This window comes from Nonomuraea lactucae, assembly GCF_003313395.1.
GTDB classification, from domain to species: Bacteria; Actinomycetota; Actinomycetes; order Streptosporangiales; family Streptosporangiaceae; genus Nonomuraea; species Nonomuraea lactucae.
This window is the reverse complement of sequence record NZ_QNFZ01001024.1, coordinates 1-17,362: the sequence shown is the minus strand read 5'-3', so window position 1 is coordinate 17,362 and position 17,362 is coordinate 1. Positions and strand designations below refer to the sequence as shown.

Sequence of the window (17,362 nt, the reverse complement as noted above, 5' to 3'; positions counted from 1 at the left end):
GGTGGCGCCCTGGCCCGCACCTGGGCCGGCGGGGCGGCGAGGCGTGGCCGAGAGCTCCTTGGGCGGCTCGGCGCCGGGGTCGTGGGCCGGTGGGGGTGGGACCGTGGGGCCCCAGGCCGCGAGCCGGTCCTTCTCGTGGAGAAGGTTGCGGATGTCGCCCTCCGCGTACTCGAACTCCGGCGACCAGAACAGCGCGTCGAACGGGCACACCTCGATGCAGATGCCGCAGTACATGCACAGGGCGAAGTCGATGGCGAACCGATCGAGGACGTTGCGCTGACGCGGGCGGCCGCCCTCGGGGGCCGGGAGCGTCTCCTTGTGCGAATCGATGTAGATGCACCAGTCGGGGCACTCGCGCGCGCACAGCATGCACGAGGTGCAGTTCTCCTCGACCAGGGCGATCACGCCGCGGCTGCGGGGCGGGAGGTCGGGCCTGACCTCGGGATACTGCTGGGTCACGGATCTGCGCAGCATGTGACGAAGGGTGACGGAGAGCCCCTTCGCCAACCCCACTCCTGGTATCCGCGCCATGGTCGACATCATTGCGCACTTGTTGCCGCAGGTGAATGAGCCAGTCGCGTTATCCCCAGTTTTTCCACAGCCATCCACAGGCTAGGGGGAGGTTATCCACAACATTGGTCCACAGCCGATATGCGGGACTTCGGGACGGTAGCCTTCCGGCATGTCGAACAGCCGTCCGGTCCGGCCCAGCGGGCTGGCGTGGGCCGCCTCCGTGGGGTGGGCGGCGCTGCCGCTGTTGACATGCGGGTTGGCCACCCCGTTCACGATCGGGTTCGCCGCCTACTGGCTGCGCAGTGTGTGGCAGGTGATCGGCGCGGCGGTCTACACCGTGTGCATCGGCTCGTTCGTGATCGTGGTGGGGAGCTACGACAGGTTCGCTGACATCCCTGATCCGATGTCCACGCTGGTGACGCTGGGGCTCATGATCAGCTGGGTGGGCGGCGTGATCCACTCGGGCATCCTCGTCCCGTCGATGGCCAGGGCCCGCAGCCAGGGATACGGCTACCGGCAGCACGTGGGCCCCTACCTGCACGGCCACGCGAATCCCCGTCCGCACGGCCACACCAATCCCCCTCCGCACGGCCACACCGATCCACCTCGGCACGGCCACACCAATCCCCCTCCGCACGGGCGCACCGATCCACGCCGGCACGACCGGCCTGGCCCCCACCATGGCGGCCCCCAGACAGACCCCCGGCGTCATCAGCCTGTCGATCTCCATCAGCGCACGACCTCTCCCACGTCCGAGCTCCGGCCGGGGGAGCCCGCGTGGATCGGGCACTACCGGGTGTTGCGGTCCCTCGGTCGCGGCGGGCAGGGGGCGGTCTACCTGGCGGTGGCTCCCACTGGCGTACGGGTCGCGGTCAAGGTTCTGCACGACCTGGTCGACGAGACGGCTCGGACGCGGTTCGCCAGGGAGGTGGAGACGGCACGCAGGGTGGCGACTTTTTCCACAGCCCGGGTGCTCGACGTCAGCATCTCCGGCCAGCACGCCTACATCGTCAGCGAGTACGTCGACGGCCCTTCGCTGGAGCAGCTCGTCCGCCAGCACGGGCCGCGCGACGAGGACAGCCTGACGCGGCTGGCGTTGGCCACGGCGGGAGCGCTCGCGGCCATTCACAAGGCGGGCATCGTCCACCGTGACTTCAAGCCGAGCAACGTCCTGATCGGCCACGACGGGCCGCGGGTGATCGACTTCGGCATAGCGCGGGCGCTCGACCAGATGACGATGACGTCCGGGAAGTTGGTGGGCACGCCGCCCTACATGTCACCCGAGCAGTTGACCGGAGCGTCGGTGGGGCCACCGTCCGACGTGTTCAGCTGGGCTGTGACGATGGTGTTCGCGGCCACGGGACGACCGGCGTTCGGTGAGGACACGGTGCCCGCGGTCTTCAACCGTGTGCTCACCGTGCACCCCGACTTATCCCCCTTACCATCCGCCCTGCGAAGCATCGTGGGCACCTGCCTCCACAAACAGCCGGAGGAGCGGCCCTCCGCCTCGGACGTCATGCTGGCCATCGTGCATTGATCGACCGACGGCCAGGGGGCTCGGTCACGCCTTTGGGTGCCGCCCGATTCGCCACCTGACGTGCAGCGGGTCCTGGTGCCCCATCGCCGGCCGCGGGACCCCGGCTGACGTCACCGTGGGCCGCAGCCACACCCGGAGGGCTCGCCGCCACAGGCGTGAGGGCTCTCGCCGCCACAGGCGTGAGGGCTCAGGTGAGGACTTTCACCACGCCCGTGAGTGCGAGCTGGACCAGGGCGAGCGGTACGAGGCCGGCCCAGGCGAGCTTCTGCAGCTGGTCCTCGCGCAGCCGGGGGTAGCTGACCCTCAGCCAGATGACCACGAACGCCAGCACGAACACCTTGACCAGCGTCCACAGCCAGCCGGGCAGCAGCGGGCCGTGCCAGCCGCCGAGGAAGAGCACGGTGGTCAGGAACGACAGGACGACGATGCCGACGTACTCGGACAGCATGAACAAGGCGAAGCGCATGCCGGTGTATTCGGTTATCGGCCCCATGATGATCTCGGACTCGGCGATCGGCATGTCGAACGGCGGGCGGCGCAACTCGGCGAGCCCGGCCATGAAGAACACGACCGCACCGATCGCCTGCCATGGCAGCCACCACCACTGCCAGGCCTCGACGATGCCGGGAAGGGACAGCGTCCCCGCCGCCATCGCGACCGAGGAGGCGGCCAGCACCAGCGGCAGCTCGTACGACATGAGCTGGGCGGCCGACCGCATGCCGCCGAGCACCGAATACTTGTTGGCCGACGCCCACCCCGCCATGATCGAGCCGAGCACGCCGACGCCCATCACGGCGAGCACGAAGAACAACCCGAGGTCGAGGTCGACGGCCACCAGCCCCCGGTCGATGGGGATGGCGATCATGACGACGAGGTACGGCACGAGCGCCACACCGGGAGCAATCATGAAGATGCGCCGGTCGGCGGCGGCCGGGATGACGTCCTCCTTCTGCGCGAACTTCACCCCGTCGGCGATCAACTGCGCCCAGCCGTGGAATCGGCCCGCGTACATGGGCCCGAGGCGCGACTGCATGTGGGCCATGACCTTGTGCTCGGTCTGCCCGATGATCAGCGGCAGCACCAGGAAGACGGCCAGGATGACGGCGAAGCTCAGCGCCACGTCAAGCATCGGGTGTCCCCCAGTCGGCCGGGACTCCAGGTGGGAGGGTTTTGCGGCGGCTCGGCGCGCCGTGCCCGGACTCGCCGGGCTCCTTGGCACCCGGCCACTGCTTGGCGACCCGCGCGGCCAGCACGAAGTCCTTGCGCAGCGGATAGCCCTCGAACCCGTCGGGCAGCAGCAACGGCACCAGGTTGGGATGACCGTCGAAGATCACGCCGAACATCTCGTACGTCTCGCGCTCGTGCCAGTTGGCGCCCCGGTACACGCCCACAGCGGAAGGGAGTCGCGGGTCGGCGCGCGGAACCCGCGTACGGATCAGCAGCCGACGGCATGCGAGCGGGTCGTAGACGTTCGCGACCACGAAGAACCCGTCGGGCGGGTCGTCGACCCCGGTCAGCCAGTCGAAGAACGCGTAACCGGAGTCCCTGAGACGAGTCAGCACCTCGATCCAGTCGCCGGGGTCCACGTCGGCAGTGGTCTCACCGAACGACTCCGAAACCTCCACGCGCTCCCCGAACCCCTCGAAAAGGCTCACGCCTCCTCCCCGTTGGAGCGCGACGGGACATAGCGGTCGCCGAGCCTCTCAGCGGCGATCTTCTCCTGCAGCTTCATGATCCCGTACAGCAGCGCCTCCGGCCTGGGCGGGCAGCCGGGCACGTACACGTCAACAGGGATGATCTGGTCGACGCCGTTGGTCACGCAGTAGGAGTCCCAGTAGGGACCGCCGGTGTTGGAGCAGGCCCCGAACGAGATCACGTACTTGGGGTCGGGCATCTGCTCGTAGAGGCGTTTCACGGCCGGCGCCATCTTGTCGGTCACGGTGCCCGAGACGATCATGAGGTCGGCCTGGCGGGGCCCGTTGGCGAACGGGATCACCCCGAACCTGATGAAGTCATGCCTGCTCATCGATGTCGCGATGAACTCGATGGCGCAGCAGGCCAGCCCGAAGTTGAACACCCACAGCGAATAGCGCCGTCCCCAGTTGAGCACGAAGCGCATCGGCTTGGGCGCCAACCGCGAGACCGGCCCCACCGTGGGCATCGGGAGATCCGTCGCTGCCATAGCCCCATTGTCTCGCCTGATTGCCGTCAGGAGTAGAGGGCCCGCGGAGTGACAGCGCTCCGGTGTGACAGCGCGGCCGGATGCAGTGCCGGTAGGCGGCCGCGCGGGAAGGCGACCACGCGGGTGGGCGGCAGTGCGGGTGGCGGCCGGTTGCCGCGTGGGCGCGACCGCGGGCGGCCGAGGGATGGGTGACTAGAAGGGCGGGGGCGGTCGAGCCTGGCGATGGCACGTGAGGGTGGCACGTGGGGATGCACGCGGAGGTGGCACCTGGGGGTGACAGTGCTGGTGGAAGGGCGCGCGGCGGAGGTCGCCATGGGAGGCCGCAGGGTGGCGTGACAGTCGTGGGTGGCGGAGCGGTGGGGGTCAGGTCCAGGTGAGTACGCGTTTGCGCCAGGCGTACAGGATGCCGAGGGCGATGAAGCCGAGGAAGACGAACATCTCCACCAGCGTGGTCACCCCGAACCCGGGCAGGTCGAACACCGTCGCCCACGGGAAGAGGAAGACCGCGTCCACGGCGAACACCACGTACAGGTATGTGAACACGTAGTAGCGGACCTGCGACTGGGCCCAGCCTTCGCCCACGGGATCGACGCCGCACTCGTAGGTGGTCAGCTTGTCGGGTGTCGGGCGGGTGGGGCGGAGGAGGCGGTTGGCGAGCAGGGCTCCGGCGACGATGGCCACGCCGATCGCGAGCAGCGCGGCGACCAGTGCGTAGGACCCGAAGTAGCCGTCCATACGCCGATCGTAACCCAGTCAAACCTCTGACCCCATAGTCCCAAAAAGGGGTAAAGCGCAAGATCAGCCCCATAATGTGACATCCATGCCCAAAAAGCGATTCATTGGTGGAATCGCGCTGATGGCCATGTCCGCGACTGGTTGCGGTCTGGTCTCTGCCTCCCCCACACGCGAAGTCATGGTCCCGGCCGAACCGACCATGCTCGACTTCGTCGACCCCGCTTCGGTCGACGGCCTGGTCACCATGACGTTGACCGAGGGCGAGAGTGCCCGAAGGTACGTTCACGTCACCTACCCCCGGCTGAAGGACGCCCCGAGGCTGAACGAAGCCCTGCGGGAGGAGGCGGAGCGGCAACTGAGCGCCTTCCGTGACGCCACCGCCGCCGACTCGCCTGACCCCATGGGGTCCTCCGGCGTGGGTTCCGCGGACACGGGTGATTCCATCGACGGCGGCGCGCAGGACAAGAGGGAGTCCGCGCCCGAACGCGTGGGCTCGCCCGCCGGCGAGGCATCGAGGGACGTGGACGCCGAGGGACTGAGAGCCTCCGAGGGACTGAGAGCCGCCGAGGGACTGAGAGCCGAGGCAGGGCGCTCCCGGAAGGGCGTTGCCGGGTCCGAGGTCGAGGGCTTCGGGTGGAGTGATGCGGGGGTGTATGACCGGTTCGGGCCGCGTCCCGAGCTGAACGTGGACTGGCAGCTGGTCGCCGCGTCCCACTACGTCGTGGGGGTACGGCTGCGCACCGGGCAGTACCTGGGTGCCGACTGGGGCAGGTCGGGGCGCATCGTCTGGTACGACCGCGCCCGGGACGTGGTGTCGGGGTCGGCGGGGTTGCTTTCGGGGCAGGAGGCGCTCCAGGAGGTCGCTCGGCTGGTCAAGGAGGGGCTGAAGGGCCGCGGGCCGGCGGTGGACCTGAACGAGGTGAAGGCCGACGGCCAGGACCTCGACTCGATGGCGTTCAACCGGAACGGCGACCTGGTGGTGGAGTTCGACGACTGCCAGATCGCGTCGTGCTCGCTGGGTCGGGTCGGGGTGGCCGTCCCGGCGAGCCAGGCGCAGGCGCTGCTGTCGGAGACAGGGCGCCGCGCGCAGCGCAGTGCCCGAGCGGCGTGGCAGGGCATGTCGCAGAAGCTGCCGCCGGGGCCGCCGCCGTCCATGCCACCGGGCGTTTTCAACGTGACGCCGAGTACGGCGGGCGGACCGGACGGTGCTCGGGGAGGTCGGCCCAGCGCGCCCACCACCGAGACGGGGACGATGTCCTCAGGGGGGGCCGCAGCGCTCACAGGTCAGGCCGGTGCGCCACAGGCCGGTGCCTCCGGAGAGGGCGCGCGGTCGGATGTGCCCCCAGAGTGGTCCGGGCCGCCGACGGCACAGGCAGGCTCTCCCTCAGGGCAGGGCGGCCCGCCCACCCCACAGGGGAGCGCGAGCGGGACGGCCCCGCGGGCGAGCGTGCCGCCGGGACAGGGCGGCGGGCCGGAGACCGGTGTCGTGGGCAGGCCCGAGGTGGTCGGGATGTCGCGTCCCGATCCCGGTTCGCGTGCGGTCACCGTGGACTGCGAGCGGGTCAAGTGCGTCGCCCTGACCTTCGACGACGGGCCCGGTCCCGACACTCCGAGGCTGCTCGACATCCTTCGGGGGGCCGGAGCGCGGGCCACGTTCTTCACCGTGGGGACCAACGCCGCCGCCACCCCCGGGCTGCTGCGCCGGATGAGCGCCGAGGGCCACGTCATCGGCAATCACAGCTGGTCGCACAGGGACCTGTCGAAGCTTTCCACCAGCAAGATCGCCGACTCGCTGGGGCGTACCCAGGATCTGGTCGCCTCCCAGGTCGGCAGGCCCCCCACGCTGGCGCGCGCCCCGTACGGGGCCGTGAGCAAGAACGTGAGCGACATCGCGCGTGAGATGGGTCTCACGCTGGTCGGCTGGGACGTGAACACCGCCGCCTCGCCGGAGGCATGGGCCTCCCCCGCCACAGCCCCCGCCACAGCCCCCGCCGAAACCCACGCCAAAACCCACACCGAAGCCCATGCCCACGCCCATGCGGACACCAGCGCCGAGAGAGTGGTGGTGGCGCGGCGGGCCGTCGAGGGGGCCAGGGCCGGGGCGATCATCCTGCTGCACGACACCAGCCAGGCGACCGTGGACGCGGTTCCAGCCATCCTCAAAGAGCTTCGCGGGAAGGGTTACGCGTTCGTCACCGTTCCAGAGTTGTACGGGGACGGGGGGCCCACAGGGTAGGCGGCCCCTGGCCATAATCCATGCCTGGAAGGGACGTATAGTTGGCGCTCGTGACCCGAACCGTCCTCTTCGCTCGTCTCCACGTGGATCTGTGCAGGCTCTCTTCGGGGCTGTGTCAGCGTTAACGGTTCATCCGCTCCTGACCGGCCCCCGCGTTTACCCGCATTATGCGCGGAGCAAACGTGTTGAACCTCGCGAGGATCTAGCATGGAAAAGAGAACGCGCCACGAGCGACCGCGCATTTGCGCGTCGAGGAGGACTGAGCTGTGACTAAGCAGGTCCAGCAACTCGACCGTGTGATCATCCGATTCGCCGGAGACTCCGGCGACGGCATGCAGCTCACGGGTGACCGCTTCACCGCGGGAACGGCGGAGTTCGGCAACGACCTGTCGACGCTGCCCAACTTCCCGGCCGAGATCCGCGCTCCCGCAGGGACCCTGCCGGGCGTGTCGAGCTTCCAGCTGCACTTCGCCGACCACGACATCCTCACGCCCGGCGACGCACCGAACGTGCTCGTCGCCATGAACCCGGCCGCGCTCAAGGCCAACCTCGGCGACCTGCCGCGCGGCGCCGACATCATCGTCAACACCGACGAGTTCACCAAGCGCAACCTGCAGAAGGTCGGTTACGAGGTCAACCCGCTGGACGACGACTCGCTCGCCGAGTGGCGCGTCCACGCGGTGCCGCTGACGTCGCTGACGGTCAGGGCCCTGGAGGGCTTCGACCTGTCCAAGAAGGACGCCGAGCGTTCGAAGAACATGTTCGCCCTCGGCCTGCTGTCGTGGCTCTACCACCGGCCGACCGAGCACACGATCTCGTTCCTGCAGCAGAAGTTCGCCGGGAAGCCGGAGATCGCCAAGGCCAACATCGCGGCCTTCCAGGCGGGCTGGAACTACGGCGAGACCACCGAGTCATTCTCGGTGTCGTACGAGGTCAAGCCGGCCAGGCTGGCCCCGGGCGTCTACCGCAACATCTCGGGCAACCAGGCCCTGGCCTACGGCCTCATCGCGGCGTCGGTGCAGTCGAAGCTGCCGCTGTTCCTGGGGTCCTACCCGATCACGCCGGCCAGCGACATCCTGCACGAGCTATCCAAGCACAAGCGCTTCGGCGTGCGCACCTTCCAGGCGGAGGACGAGATCGCGGGTGTCGGCGCGGCGCTGGGCGCGGCGTTCGGCGGGGCGCTCGGCGTCACGACGACCTCGGGTCCGGGTGTCGCGCTCAAGGCGGAGACCGTCGGCCTCGCGGCCGCCACCGAGCTGCCGCTGATCATCGTGGACGTGCAGCGGGCCGGCCCGAGCACCGGCATGCCGACCAAGACCGAGCAGACCGACCTGCTGATGGCGATGTTCGGCCGCAACGGCGAGTCGCCGGTGCCGATCGTGGCGCCGATGTCGCCGAGCGACTGCTTCGACGCGGCGATCGAGGCGGCCCGGATCGCGGTGAAGTACCGCACGCCGGTCATGCTGCTCTCCGACGGCTACCTGGCCAACGGCTCCGAGCCGTGGCGGCTGCCCGAGATCTCCAGCCTGCCGGACATCTCGCAGGAGTTCACCACGTCGCCCAACGCCGAGGACGGCTCGTTCCTGCCGTACAAGCGCGACCCGGAGACGCTCGCCCGGCCGTGGGCCATCCCCGGCACGGCGGGCCTGGAGCACCGCATCGGCGGCATCGAGAAGGCCGACGGCACGGGCAACATCTCCTACGACCCGAACAACCACGACCTGATGGTCAGGATCCGCGCGTCCAAGGTCGCCGGAATCGACGTGCCGGACCTCGAGGTCGACGACCCCGACGGCGACGCCCGCGTGCTCGTCGTGGGCTGGGGCTCGACCTTCGGGCCGATCGCGGCGGGCGCGAGGCGTGTCAGGAAGAACGGCGGCAAGGTCGCGCACGCGCACCTGCGCCACCTCAACCCGCTGCCCGCCAACACCGGCGAGGTGCTCAAGCGCTACGACAAGGTGCTGCTGCCCGAGATCAACCTGGGCCAGTTGGCCCTGCTGCTGCGGGCCCGCTACCTCGTCGACATCATCAGCTACAACCGGGTTCGCGGCCTTCCGTTCAAGGCCGAGGAGCTGGCCGGGGTGATCCAGGACGTGATCGACAGTGACTGAGCTGATCAACGGGAAGGGCTTGTCGCTCGTTCCGAAGACGGACGGCAAGCAGAGCCTGAAGGACTTCAAGTCCGACCAGGAGGTCCGCTGGTGCCCCGGGTGCGGCGACTACGCGATCCTGGCAGCGGTGCAGAGCTTCCTGCCGGAGCTGGGGCTGAGGCGCGAGAACATCGTGTTCGTCTCGGGCATCGGCTGCTCGTCGCGTTTCCCGTACTACCTCGACACCTACGGCTTCCACTCGATCCACGGCCGCGCGCCGGCCATAGCCACCGGCCTGGCCGCCAGCAGGCCCGACCTGAGCGTGTGGGTGATCACCGGTGACGGCGACGCCCTGTCGATCGGCGGCAACCACCTGATCCACGCGCTGCGCCGCAACGTCAACCTCAACATCCTGCTGTTCAACAACAGGATCTACGGCCTGACGAAGGGCCAGTACTCCCCCACCTCCGAGGTCGGCAAGATCACGAAGTCCACGCCGATGGGCTCGCTGGACAAGCCGTTCAACCCGATCTCGCTGGCGCTCGGCGCCGAGGCGTCGTTCGTGGCCAGGACCATCGACTCCGACCGCAAGCACCTGCAGTCGGTGCTGCGCGAGGCGACCGCGCATCGCGGCACGTCGCTGGTGGAGATCTACCAGAACTGCAACATCTTCAACGACAACGCCTTCGAGCCGCTGAAGGATCCCGAGGTCCGCGACGACATCACGCTCAGGCTGGAGCACGGCCAGCCGATCGTGTCGGCGTCCAAGGCGGTCGTGCGCGGCGCCAACGGCGGTGTCGAGGTGGTCTCCAGGTCCGAGGTGAGCGACGAGAGCATCCTGGTGCACGACGCGCACAACCCCGACCCGTCGGTGGCGTTCGCGCTGTCGCGGCTGGACGAGCCCGCCTTCGAGCACGTGCCGATCGGCATCTTCCGGCAGGTGGACCGCCCGGCCTACGACGCGCTGATGTCCGAGCAGATGGAGGAGGCCGTGGCGCGGCAGGGGCCCGGCGACCTCGCCGACCTGCTCATGGGTGGAGACACCTGGCGCATCGGCTGACAGCACTGACAGCATCTGTGAGGGGGCGGCGCGGGCCGCCCCCTCACGGATGTCGGGAGCCCAGGTCGGGAGCCCATGTCGGGAGGACGCCATGTCCGGGTCGCTGGTGACAGGTGCCGCCGGTTTCATCGGTTCCCATCTGGTCAGGTTGCTCAGCCGATCGGGCGAGGTGCACGGGGTGAGTCGCTCGGCTCAGCCGAGCATGGCGGGCGTGCTGTGGCACCGGGCCGACCTGCGCGACGAGCGCGCGACGCGGGGGCTGTTCGCGGACGTCCGGCCGGAGGTGGTCTACCACCTGGCCGGCGAGGTGGACGGCGCGCGGGAGATCGGGGTGGTCGGGCCCACGCTGGAGGGCAACCTGGCGGTCACCGTGAACGTGCTCGCGGCGGCGGCCAGGTGGGGCTGCCGGGTGGTGCTGGCGGGTTCGAGTGAGGAGCCGCGGCCGGGCAACGGGCACGCCCCGCCGCCGTCGCCGTACGCGATGGCGAAGGCCGCCGCGACCGGCTACGCCGGGCTGTTCCACCGGCTGTGGGATCTGAGCTGCGCGATCGTGCGGCCGACGATGGTGTACGGGCCGGGGCAGCGCGACACGGCCAAGCTGGTGCCGTACGTGGCGCTGTCGCTGCTGCGCGGCGAGGAGCCCCGGCTGACCAGCGGGTCCAAGGTGGTCGACTGGGTGTACGTCGAGGACGTGGCGGCGGCGTTCGCCGCGGCGGGCGGCAGCGAGCGGGCCGTCGGGCAGGCGTTCGACGTGGGCACCGGCACGAAGGTCACGGTGCGCGAGACCGTCGAGCTGCTCTACCGGATCGTGGGCGCGGGGACCGCGCCGCGTTTCGGCACGGTCCCCGACCGCCCGCTCGACGTCCCGCAGACCGCCGACGTCGGCCCCGCCCTGGAGTTGCTCGGCTGGCGCCCCGCCGTCGAGCTGGAGGAGGGCCTGCGCCGTACCGTCGCCTGGTACGCCCGAGCGGGGCGGTTAGCCCAGGTTTGGCGAGGCTTGTAACGGTCCGAGGCAATAGCCGGATACACAAGAGCTGAGCCGGACTCGGGGAGACGGTCAATGACGCTGACGGGGTCCATCATCAACCTGACGGTGCACGGCATAGGTGAGACAGGACGCGCGCTGGACCCCGGCGAGGACACCACCTGGGTCGCCGTCGAGCAGTTCGAGCAGGTGCTCGACGCGGTCGTGGGCCGTGCCGACGTGCGGATCACGTTCGACGACGGCAACGCCTCCGATGTCGAGATCGCGCTGCCCAGGCTGCTGGAGCGGGGATTGCGCGGGGAGTTCTTCGTCCTGGCGGGGCTGATCGGCGAGCCGGGCCGGATCGACGCCCAAGGAGTGCGTGAGCTGGTAGGGGCGGGCATGCGGGTCGGCTCCCACGGGTGGCGACACCGCGACTGGCGGCGGCTCGGCGGCGAGCAGATGGCCGAGGAACTGGCCGGCGCCCACCGGGCCATCGGCGCGCTGAGCGGGCTGCCGGTCACCCGCGTCGCGATCCCGTTCGGCTCCTACGACCGGCACGTGCTGCGCCGCCTGCGCCAGGCCGGCGTGACCCGCGCCTACACCAGCGACGGCGGGCGAGCCGCGGACGGCTCGTGGCTCCAGGCGCGCAACAGCCTGCGGCACGACCTCGACGAGGGCTGGACCCGCCGCGTGCTCGACGGCCGGCCGCCGCCGCTGGAGCGTGCCAGGAAGGCGGGCGCCCGCCTCTACAAGCGGGTGCGGGGCTGAAGCCGATGCGCGTGGCCGTGGCGATCGTCACCTACAACAGCGCGAGCGTGCTCGGGGGGTGTCTGCGCTCGCTGACCGAGGGTGCCAGAGGCGTGGAGCTGGCCGCCGTCGTCGTGGCGGACAACGACTCCGCCGACGACAGCTTAGCCGTCGCCCGGCAGGCCACCGGCCTGCCGGTGCGTACCGTCCAGCTGGGCAGGAACGCCGGTTACGCCGCGGCCATCAACGCCGCGGTGGACGCGCTGGACCTGGACACCCTCGACGCCGTGTACGTGATCAACCCGGACTGCCGGCTGCCGCCGGGCTCGATCGCGCCGCTGGCCGAGGCGCTGCGCGTGCCGGGGCGCGGGATCGCGGTGCCGTACATGGTCAATCCCGACGGCTCCCTCCAGCCGTCGCTGCGCCGGATGCCCACGGTGCGCAGGGCGGTGGTGGAGGCGGTGATCGGCGGCGACCTGGCCGGGCGGCTCGGGAAGCTGGGCGAGCTGGTCACCGATCCGCGCGAGTACGAGCGGCCGGGGACCTTCGCGTGGGCCACGGGCGCGGCGCTGCTGCTGTCGGTGCCCGCGATGCGCGAGGTGGGGCGGTGGGACGAGTCGTTCTTCCTCTACAGCGAGGAGACCGAGTACTGCCTGCGCGCCGCAGACCTGGGCTGGACGACCTGGTACGAGCCCCGCGCGGTGATCGAGCACATCGGCGGCGACTCCGGCACCAATCCGGCGCTGGCCGCGTTGCTCATCGTGAACAAGGTGAAGCTGTTCCGGCGGCGCAGGGGCCGGCTGGCGGGCGCCGCCTATCACGCGGTGGTGCTGCTCGGCGAGGGGGGCCGCGCGCTGGCGGGTCGCCGCGTGTCCCGCGCCTCCTTCGCCGCGCTGCTCCGCCCCAAGGCGACGCGGGCGTGGGCGGGGACGGCCCGATGAGAACGGTCATCGCCGGGTTCGACGCGCTCACCGACCAGGAGCTGGACGCCTGGCACCGGCTGCGCGCCGCCAACGCGGCCCTCGACAGCCCCTACTTCCACCCGGGCTTCGCGGCGGCGGTTCACGCCTGCGGCCCTGCCGTCCAGGTGGCTGTGACCAGGGACGAGCGGGGCGAGATCGCCGCGCTGCTGCCGTGCCACCGGGACGGCTCGCTGCTGCGTCCCGTCGGCTGGCCGGGGGCCGACTTCCAGGGGCCGCTGCTCGCGCCCGGCACCGCGTTCCGGCCGCTGGACCTGCTGGGCGCCGGGGTGCGCGCGCTGGAGTTCGACCATCTCGTGGAGGGGTGCGCGGGCTTCGAGCCGTGGATCTCCTCGCGGCGGGTCTCGCCGTACGTGGACACGACGGGCGGGCTCGACGGATACCTGGGACGGGCGTCGCGTACCGGCAGGGACAACATGGGGCAGGCGAGGCGGCGGACCGCCAAGGCGGAGCGCACGCTGGGCCCGGTGCGGTTCGTGGCCGACGCGCCGGACCCCGGCGCGCTCGACCGGGTGGTGGAGCTGAAACGCGCGCAGTACGCGGCTACCGGGGCCAGGGACTACTTCGCCGAGCCGGGCCGCGTCGACCTGCTGCACCGGCTGCTGAGCACCCGCGAGGCGGCCTTCGGCGGCGTGCTGTCGACGCTGTACGCAGGCCCGCACCTGGTGGCCGCGCACTTCGGGATGCGCTCGGGCGGTGTGCTGCATTGGTGGTTCCCGGTCTACGACCCCGCCTTCGCCGGCCTCGCGCCCGGCTGGATGCTGCTGCGCGAGCTGGTGGCCGCGGCTCCCCGGCTCGGCGTCTCCCGGATCGACCTGGGGCGGGGCGACGACGAGTACAAGCGGCGGGCCAAGACCGGGGAGACGGTCGTGTGCCAGGGGCTGGTGGCGAAGGGATGGCTCCGGCCGGCGCTGCGCGGGGCTCGCGACACGCTGGCCGCCGCGGCCAGGGGCTCGCCGTTCGGGCCCGGCCTGAGACGGCTCGCGCGCAGGTTACGGCACGTTCCCAACTGAGGAGGGCCCCGCACTGTGAGGATCAGCGTCTTCGGACTCGGTTACGTCGGTTGCGTGTCCGCCGCCTGCCTGGCCTCAATGGGGCACGAGGTGGTCGGCGTGGACGTGAACCCGGCCAAGGTGGAGCTGGTCTCGGCGGGCCGCGCGCCCGTCGTGGAGGAACGGATCGGCGAGCTGACCGCGGACGTGGTGCGGGCGGGGGCGCTGCGCGCCACCACCGACGCCGAGGCGGCGGTGCGGGCGAGCGACGTCTCGCTGGTCTGCGTCGGCACGCCCTCGGCGGCGAACGGCAGCCTGTCGACCCGCCACCTCGAACGGGTGGCCGAGCAGATCGGCGCCGCCCTGGCCCCACCGGGTGGAGGGGGTGAGCGCGGGCACGCGGTGGTGTTCCGCAGCACGATGCTGCCGGGCACGTGCGAGCGGCTGCTCGTGCCGATCCTGGAGGGCGCGTCGGGGCTGCGGGCCGGGACGGGCTTCGGCGTCGCGGTCAACCCGGAGTTCCTGCGCGAGGGCAGCAGTGTGCGGGACTTCTTCGAGCCGCCAAGGACGGTCATCGGCGAGAGCGACCCCGCCACGGGCGACCTGGTGGCGAGCCTGTACGCGGGCCTGCCGGGCGAGGTGTTCCGGGTGCCCGTGGCCGTCGCCGAGATGACGAAATACGCGGACAACGCGTTCCACGGGTTGAAGATCAGCTTCGCCAACGAGCTGGGGGCGGTCTGCCAGGCGCTCGGCCTCGACTCGCACGCCGTCATGGACGTCTTCCTGGCCGACCACAAGCTCAACATCAGCCCCGCGTACCTGCGTCCCGGCTTCGCGTTCGGCGGCTCGTGCCTGCCCAAGGACCTGCGCGGCCTGGTCTACGCGGCTCAGCGGGCCGACGTCTCGGTGCCGCTGCTGTCGCACGTGCTGCCGTCGAACGAGGCGCACCTGCAGCGGGCCTTCGAGCTGGTGGTGGCCGCCGACAGCCGCAAGGTGGGCCTGTTCGGCCTGTCGTTCAAGCCCGGCACGGACGACCTGCGCGAGAGCCCCCTGGTGGAGCTGGCCGAACGGCTCCTCGGCAAGGGGTACGACCTGCGCATCTACGACCAGAACGTGACCCTGTCGCGGCTGATGGGGGCCAACCGCGACTACATCCGCCAGCGCCTCCCCCACCTCGGCGACCTGCTGACCACCTCCGCCGACGAGGTGCTGGAGCACGCCGACGTGTGCGTCATCGGTTCCGTCGAGCCCGCCGTGCTCGACGCCGTCGGCAGGGCGGGCGCCCGCGCCATCATCGACCTCGTCCGCCTGCCCGACGCCGACGCGCGCCGGGCGACACCGGGATACGTGGGCCTTGCCTGGTAGCCGCGCCAGGAGGGCGCTCATCCTCGTCGAGAACCTCTCCGTGCCGATGGACCGGCGGGTCTGGCAGGAGAGCACCGCACTGCGCGACGCCGGCTGGGAGGTCCACGTCATCTGCCCGATGGGCGCCAGACAGGACACCGAGGCCGAGGTGGTCATCGACGGCGTCGCCATCCACCGCTACCCGCTCAGGGCCGCGACCGGCGGCCCGGCCGGCTACCTGAGGGAGTACGGCTCGGCGCTCTGGCACACGTTCCGGCTGGCCAGGCGGATCGGCCCGGTACACGTGGTGCACGGCTGCAACCCGCCCGACCTGTTCTTCCTGGTGGCCAGGCGGCTGGCCCGGAGGGGCACGCGGTTCGTCTTCGACCAGCACGACCTGGTGCCCGAGCTGTACCTGTCTCGGTTCGGCAGGGGGCGTGACCTGCTCTTCCGCGCGGTGTGCCGGCTCGAACGGCTGACCTACCGGGCCGCCCACGTCGTCATCGCCACCAACGAGAGCTACCGCCAGGTGGCGCTGACCCGGGGCGGCAAGCGGCCCGAGGAGGTGTTCGTGGTGCGCAGCGCGCCGGCGGTCGAGCGCTTCCACCAGGTGGCGCCGGACGAGGCGGCGCGGCGCGGCAAGCCGTACCTGCTGTGCTACCTCGGCGTGATGGGCCCGCAGGACGGCGTGGACTACGCGCTGCGCGCGCTGGCCCGGCTCCGCGACGAGGTGGGCCGCGCCGACTGGCACGCGGTCTTCGTCGGCGGCGGCGACACGTTCGAGGCGATGGTGGCGCTGTCGCGGGAGCTCGGCCTGTCTGACCTGGTGGAGTTCACCGGCCGCATCCCCGACGAGGACCTGCTGCGCTACCTGTCGACCGCCGACGTCTGCCTCTCCCCCGACCCGCTCAACCCGCTCAACGACGTCTCCACCATGAACAAGATCATGGAGTACATGGCGATGGCCAGGCCGATCGTCTCCTTCGACCTGCGCGAGGCCCGCGTCTCCGCCGGGGATGCGGCCGTGTACGCGCGGGCCAACGACGAGTCGGAGTTCGCCAAGCTCATCTCCCACCTGCTGGACCACCCGGACGAGCGGCGCCGCATGGGGGAGATCGGGCAGGCCCGGGTCAGCGGCCCGCTGTCCTGGGACAACTCGCGCGCCGCCCTGCTCGCCGCCTACGAGGCCGCCTGCCGACGAGCCGCCCGTCCGAAAGGGAGTTCATGAGCGCATACACGTGGCTGCGGCGCAGCGTCGGCCAGTTGCTGTACGAGCGCAGGTACGGCGTGCGCACGGCCGAGCGCGTGGACCTCGCCGACATCGGCCTGGACGGCGAGGACCGGGTCTACTACGCGGCGCTCAACTGGCGGGCGCTGCGCCGGGCCCTGCCCAGGGCGGAGGTCGGCGACGGGGACGTCTTCATCGACTTCGGCTCCGGCATGGGCCGGGTGATCGTGGAGGCGTCGCGCTACCCGTTCAGGAAGGTGATCGGCGTCGAGCTGTCGGAGGAGCTCACCCGGATCGCCCGCGACAACATCCGCACCATGCGGGTGCGCAGGCGCTGCGGCGAGATCGAGCTCATCGCCTCCGACGTGCTCGACTACGACATCCCCGACGACGTCACCGTGGCGTTCTTCAACAACCCGTTCCGGGGCAGGATCTTCAGCGACGTGATCGACCGGCTGCTGGAGTCGGCGGACCGGGCGCCGCGACCGGTCAGGCTGATCTACGGCAACCCGCTGGAGGAGCCGTACCTGCTGGGCACCGGCCGCTTCCGGCACCTGCGGACGATCCACCTCAAGCCCGACCCGCTCGGGCCGCCGTTCGGCACGATCCGGACCTACGACCTGCTGCCGAAGCCCTGAACCGATGTCACGAACGGCTGCTCGCGTCCGTCCCCCAGCGCACCCGGCCCGCGCCGCGCGGCGACCGCGCGCCGGTCAGCGCCCGGTCGAGCGCGAGCACCGCCAGGTAGCAC

At 70.8% G+C, this 17,362-nt stretch carries 17 protein-coding genes; 12 read left to right on the top strand and 5 right to left on the bottom strand.

Annotation, left to right across the window (positions count from 1 at the left end; all coding sequences use genetic code 11):
• Positions 1-474: NuoI/complex I 23 kDa subunit family protein (locus tag DQW85_RS37840; protein WP_240197690.1), on the bottom strand; the 474-nt coding region annotated here is incomplete at its 3' end.
• A 208-nt stretch (positions 475-682) separates the two neighbouring features.
• Between DQW85_RS37840 and DQW85_RS37835 the strand changes: the two genes are divergently transcribed.
• Positions 683-2,050 (top strand): serine/threonine-protein kinase, encoded by a 1,368-nt coding sequence (locus DQW85_RS37835; protein ID WP_113704547.1) that lies wholly within the window; start codon positions 683-685, stop codon positions 2,048-2,050.
• A 187-nt stretch (positions 2,051-2,237) separates the two neighbouring features.
• Here DQW85_RS37835 and nuoH read toward each other — a convergent pair whose 3' ends face one another.
• The 4 genes from nuoH to DQW85_RS37815 form a co-directional block, all read right to left on the bottom strand.
• A complete protein-coding gene (gene nuoH / locus DQW85_RS37830; protein ID WP_113704546.1) occupies positions 2,238-3,179 on the bottom strand; it encodes an NADH-quinone oxidoreductase subunit NuoH in 942 nt (313 codons plus the stop codon).
• A complete protein-coding gene (locus tag DQW85_RS37825; protein WP_113704545.1) occupies positions 3,172-3,705 on the bottom strand; it encodes an NADH-quinone oxidoreductase subunit C in 534 nt (177 codons plus the stop codon). The genes nuoH and DQW85_RS37825 overlap by 8 nt, the downstream gene beginning before the upstream one ends.
• Entirely contained in the window at positions 3,702-4,232 is a 531-nt protein-coding gene (locus DQW85_RS37820) for a NuoB/complex I 20 kDa subunit family protein (RefSeq protein WP_113704544.1), read from the bottom strand. Before DQW85_RS37820 ends, DQW85_RS37825 begins: the two co-directional genes overlap by 4 nt.
• 363 nt (positions 4,233-4,595) lie before the next feature.
• A complete protein-coding gene (locus tag DQW85_RS37815; RefSeq protein ID WP_113704543.1) occupies positions 4,596-4,967 on the bottom strand; it encodes an NADH-quinone oxidoreductase subunit A in 372 nt (123 codons plus the stop codon).
• A 178-nt stretch (positions 4,968-5,145) separates the two neighbouring features.
• Here DQW85_RS37815 and DQW85_RS47295 point away from each other — a divergent pair, with 178 nt between their 5' ends.
• From DQW85_RS47295 to DQW85_RS37765, 11 genes are all read left to right on the top strand, one after another.
• On the top strand, positions 5,146-7,203 hold the full coding sequence (locus DQW85_RS47295; RefSeq protein ID WP_240197689.1) for a polysaccharide deacetylase family protein: 2,058 nt from the start codon (positions 5,146-5,148) through the stop codon (positions 7,201-7,203).
• A 50-nt stretch (positions 7,204-7,253) separates the two neighbouring features.
• Entirely contained in the window at positions 7,254-7,328 is a 75-nt protein-coding gene (locus DQW85_RS48400) for a putative leader peptide (RefSeq protein WP_420819214.1), read from the top strand.
• A gap of 141 nt (positions 7,329-7,469) precedes the next feature.
• Positions 7,470-9,314: a 2-oxoacid:acceptor oxidoreductase subunit alpha gene (locus DQW85_RS37805; protein WP_113704542.1), complete on the top strand. Its 1,845-nt coding sequence runs from the start codon at positions 7,470-7,472 to the stop codon at positions 9,312-9,314.
• Positions 9,307-10,353 (top strand): 2-oxoacid:ferredoxin oxidoreductase subunit beta, encoded by a 1,047-nt coding sequence (locus DQW85_RS37800; protein ID WP_113704541.1) that lies wholly within the window; start codon positions 9,307-9,309, stop codon positions 10,351-10,353. Before DQW85_RS37805 ends, DQW85_RS37800 begins: the two co-directional genes overlap by 8 nt.
• Positions 10,354-10,444: 91 nt before the next feature.
• On the top strand, positions 10,445-11,356 hold the full coding sequence (locus DQW85_RS37795) for an NAD-dependent epimerase/dehydratase family protein (RefSeq protein ID WP_162795697.1): 912 nt from the start codon (positions 10,445-10,447) through the stop codon (positions 11,354-11,356).
• Positions 11,357-11,413: 57 nt separating this feature from the next.
• Positions 11,414-12,088, top strand: coding sequence for a polysaccharide deacetylase family protein (locus tag DQW85_RS37790; RefSeq protein WP_113704539.1), 675 nt, complete (start codon positions 11,414-11,416; stop codon positions 12,086-12,088).
• Between the two features lie 5 nt (positions 12,089-12,093).
• Positions 12,094-13,008 carry a glycosyltransferase family 2 protein gene (locus tag DQW85_RS37785; protein WP_113704538.1) on the top strand — a complete coding sequence of 305 codons (915 nt, stop codon included), beginning with the start codon at positions 12,094-12,096 and terminating at the stop codon, positions 13,006-13,008.
• Positions 13,005-14,060, top strand: coding sequence for a GNAT family N-acetyltransferase (locus tag DQW85_RS37780; protein ID WP_113704548.1), 1,056 nt, complete (start codon positions 13,005-13,007; stop codon positions 14,058-14,060). The genes DQW85_RS37785 and DQW85_RS37780 overlap by 4 nt, the downstream gene beginning before the upstream one ends.
• A gap of 15 nt (positions 14,061-14,075) precedes the next feature.
• Positions 14,076-15,404 carry a nucleotide sugar dehydrogenase gene (locus DQW85_RS37775; protein WP_113704537.1) on the top strand — a complete coding sequence of 443 codons (1,329 nt, stop codon included), beginning with the start codon at positions 14,076-14,078 and terminating at the stop codon, positions 15,402-15,404.
• Complete coding sequence (locus tag DQW85_RS37770) at positions 15,394-16,611, top strand: glycosyltransferase family 4 protein (RefSeq protein ID WP_113704536.1); 1,218 nt, start codon at positions 15,394-15,396, stop codon at positions 16,609-16,611. The genes DQW85_RS37775 and DQW85_RS37770 overlap by 11 nt, the downstream gene beginning before the upstream one ends.
• The gene (locus DQW85_RS37765; protein WP_113704535.1) at positions 16,608-17,249 is read left to right on the top strand and encodes a methyltransferase domain-containing protein; all 642 of its coding nucleotides are present in this window, start codon (positions 16,608-16,610) and stop codon (positions 17,247-17,249) included. The genes DQW85_RS37770 and DQW85_RS37765 overlap by 4 nt, the downstream gene beginning before the upstream one ends.
• The last annotated feature ends 113 nt before the right edge of the window (positions 17,250-17,362 follow it).

What these genes read in the sequence shown, in the direction of transcription:
- DQW85_RS37780 (WP_113704548.1), top strand. Translation starts at nt 13,005, where the DNA reads ATGAGAACGGTCATCGCCGGGTTCGACGCGCTCACCGACCAGGAGCTG.
- DQW85_RS37835 (WP_113704547.1), top strand. Translation starts at nt 683, where the DNA reads ATGTCGAACAGCCGTCCGGTCCGGCCCAGCGGGCTGGCGTGGGCCGCC.
- DQW85_RS37820 (WP_113704544.1), bottom strand. Translation starts at nt 4,232, where the DNA reads ATGGCAGCGACGGATCTCCCGATGCCCACGGTGGGGCCGGTCTCGCGG.
- DQW85_RS37815 (WP_113704543.1), bottom strand. Translation starts at nt 4,967, where the DNA reads ATGGACGGCTACTTCGGGTCCTACGCACTGGTCGCCGCGCTGCTCGCG.
- DQW85_RS47295 (WP_240197689.1), top strand. Translation starts at nt 5,146, where the DNA reads ATGGTCCCGGCCGAACCGACCATGCTCGACTTCGTCGACCCCGCTTCG.
- nuoH (WP_113704546.1), bottom strand. Translation starts at nt 3,179, where the DNA reads ATGCTTGACGTGGCGCTGAGCTTCGCCGTCATCCTGGCCGTCTTCCTG.
- DQW85_RS37790 (WP_113704539.1), top strand. Translation starts at nt 11,414, where the DNA reads ATGACGCTGACGGGGTCCATCATCAACCTGACGGTGCACGGCATAGGT.
- DQW85_RS37785 (WP_113704538.1), top strand. Translation starts at nt 12,094, where the DNA reads ATGCGCGTGGCCGTGGCGATCGTCACCTACAACAGCGCGAGCGTGCTC.
- DQW85_RS37795 (WP_162795697.1), top strand. Translation starts at nt 10,445, where the DNA reads ATGTCCGGGTCGCTGGTGACAGGTGCCGCCGGTTTCATCGGTTCCCAT.
- DQW85_RS37765 (WP_113704535.1), top strand. Translation starts at nt 16,608, where the DNA reads ATGAGCGCATACACGTGGCTGCGGCGCAGCGTCGGCCAGTTGCTGTAC.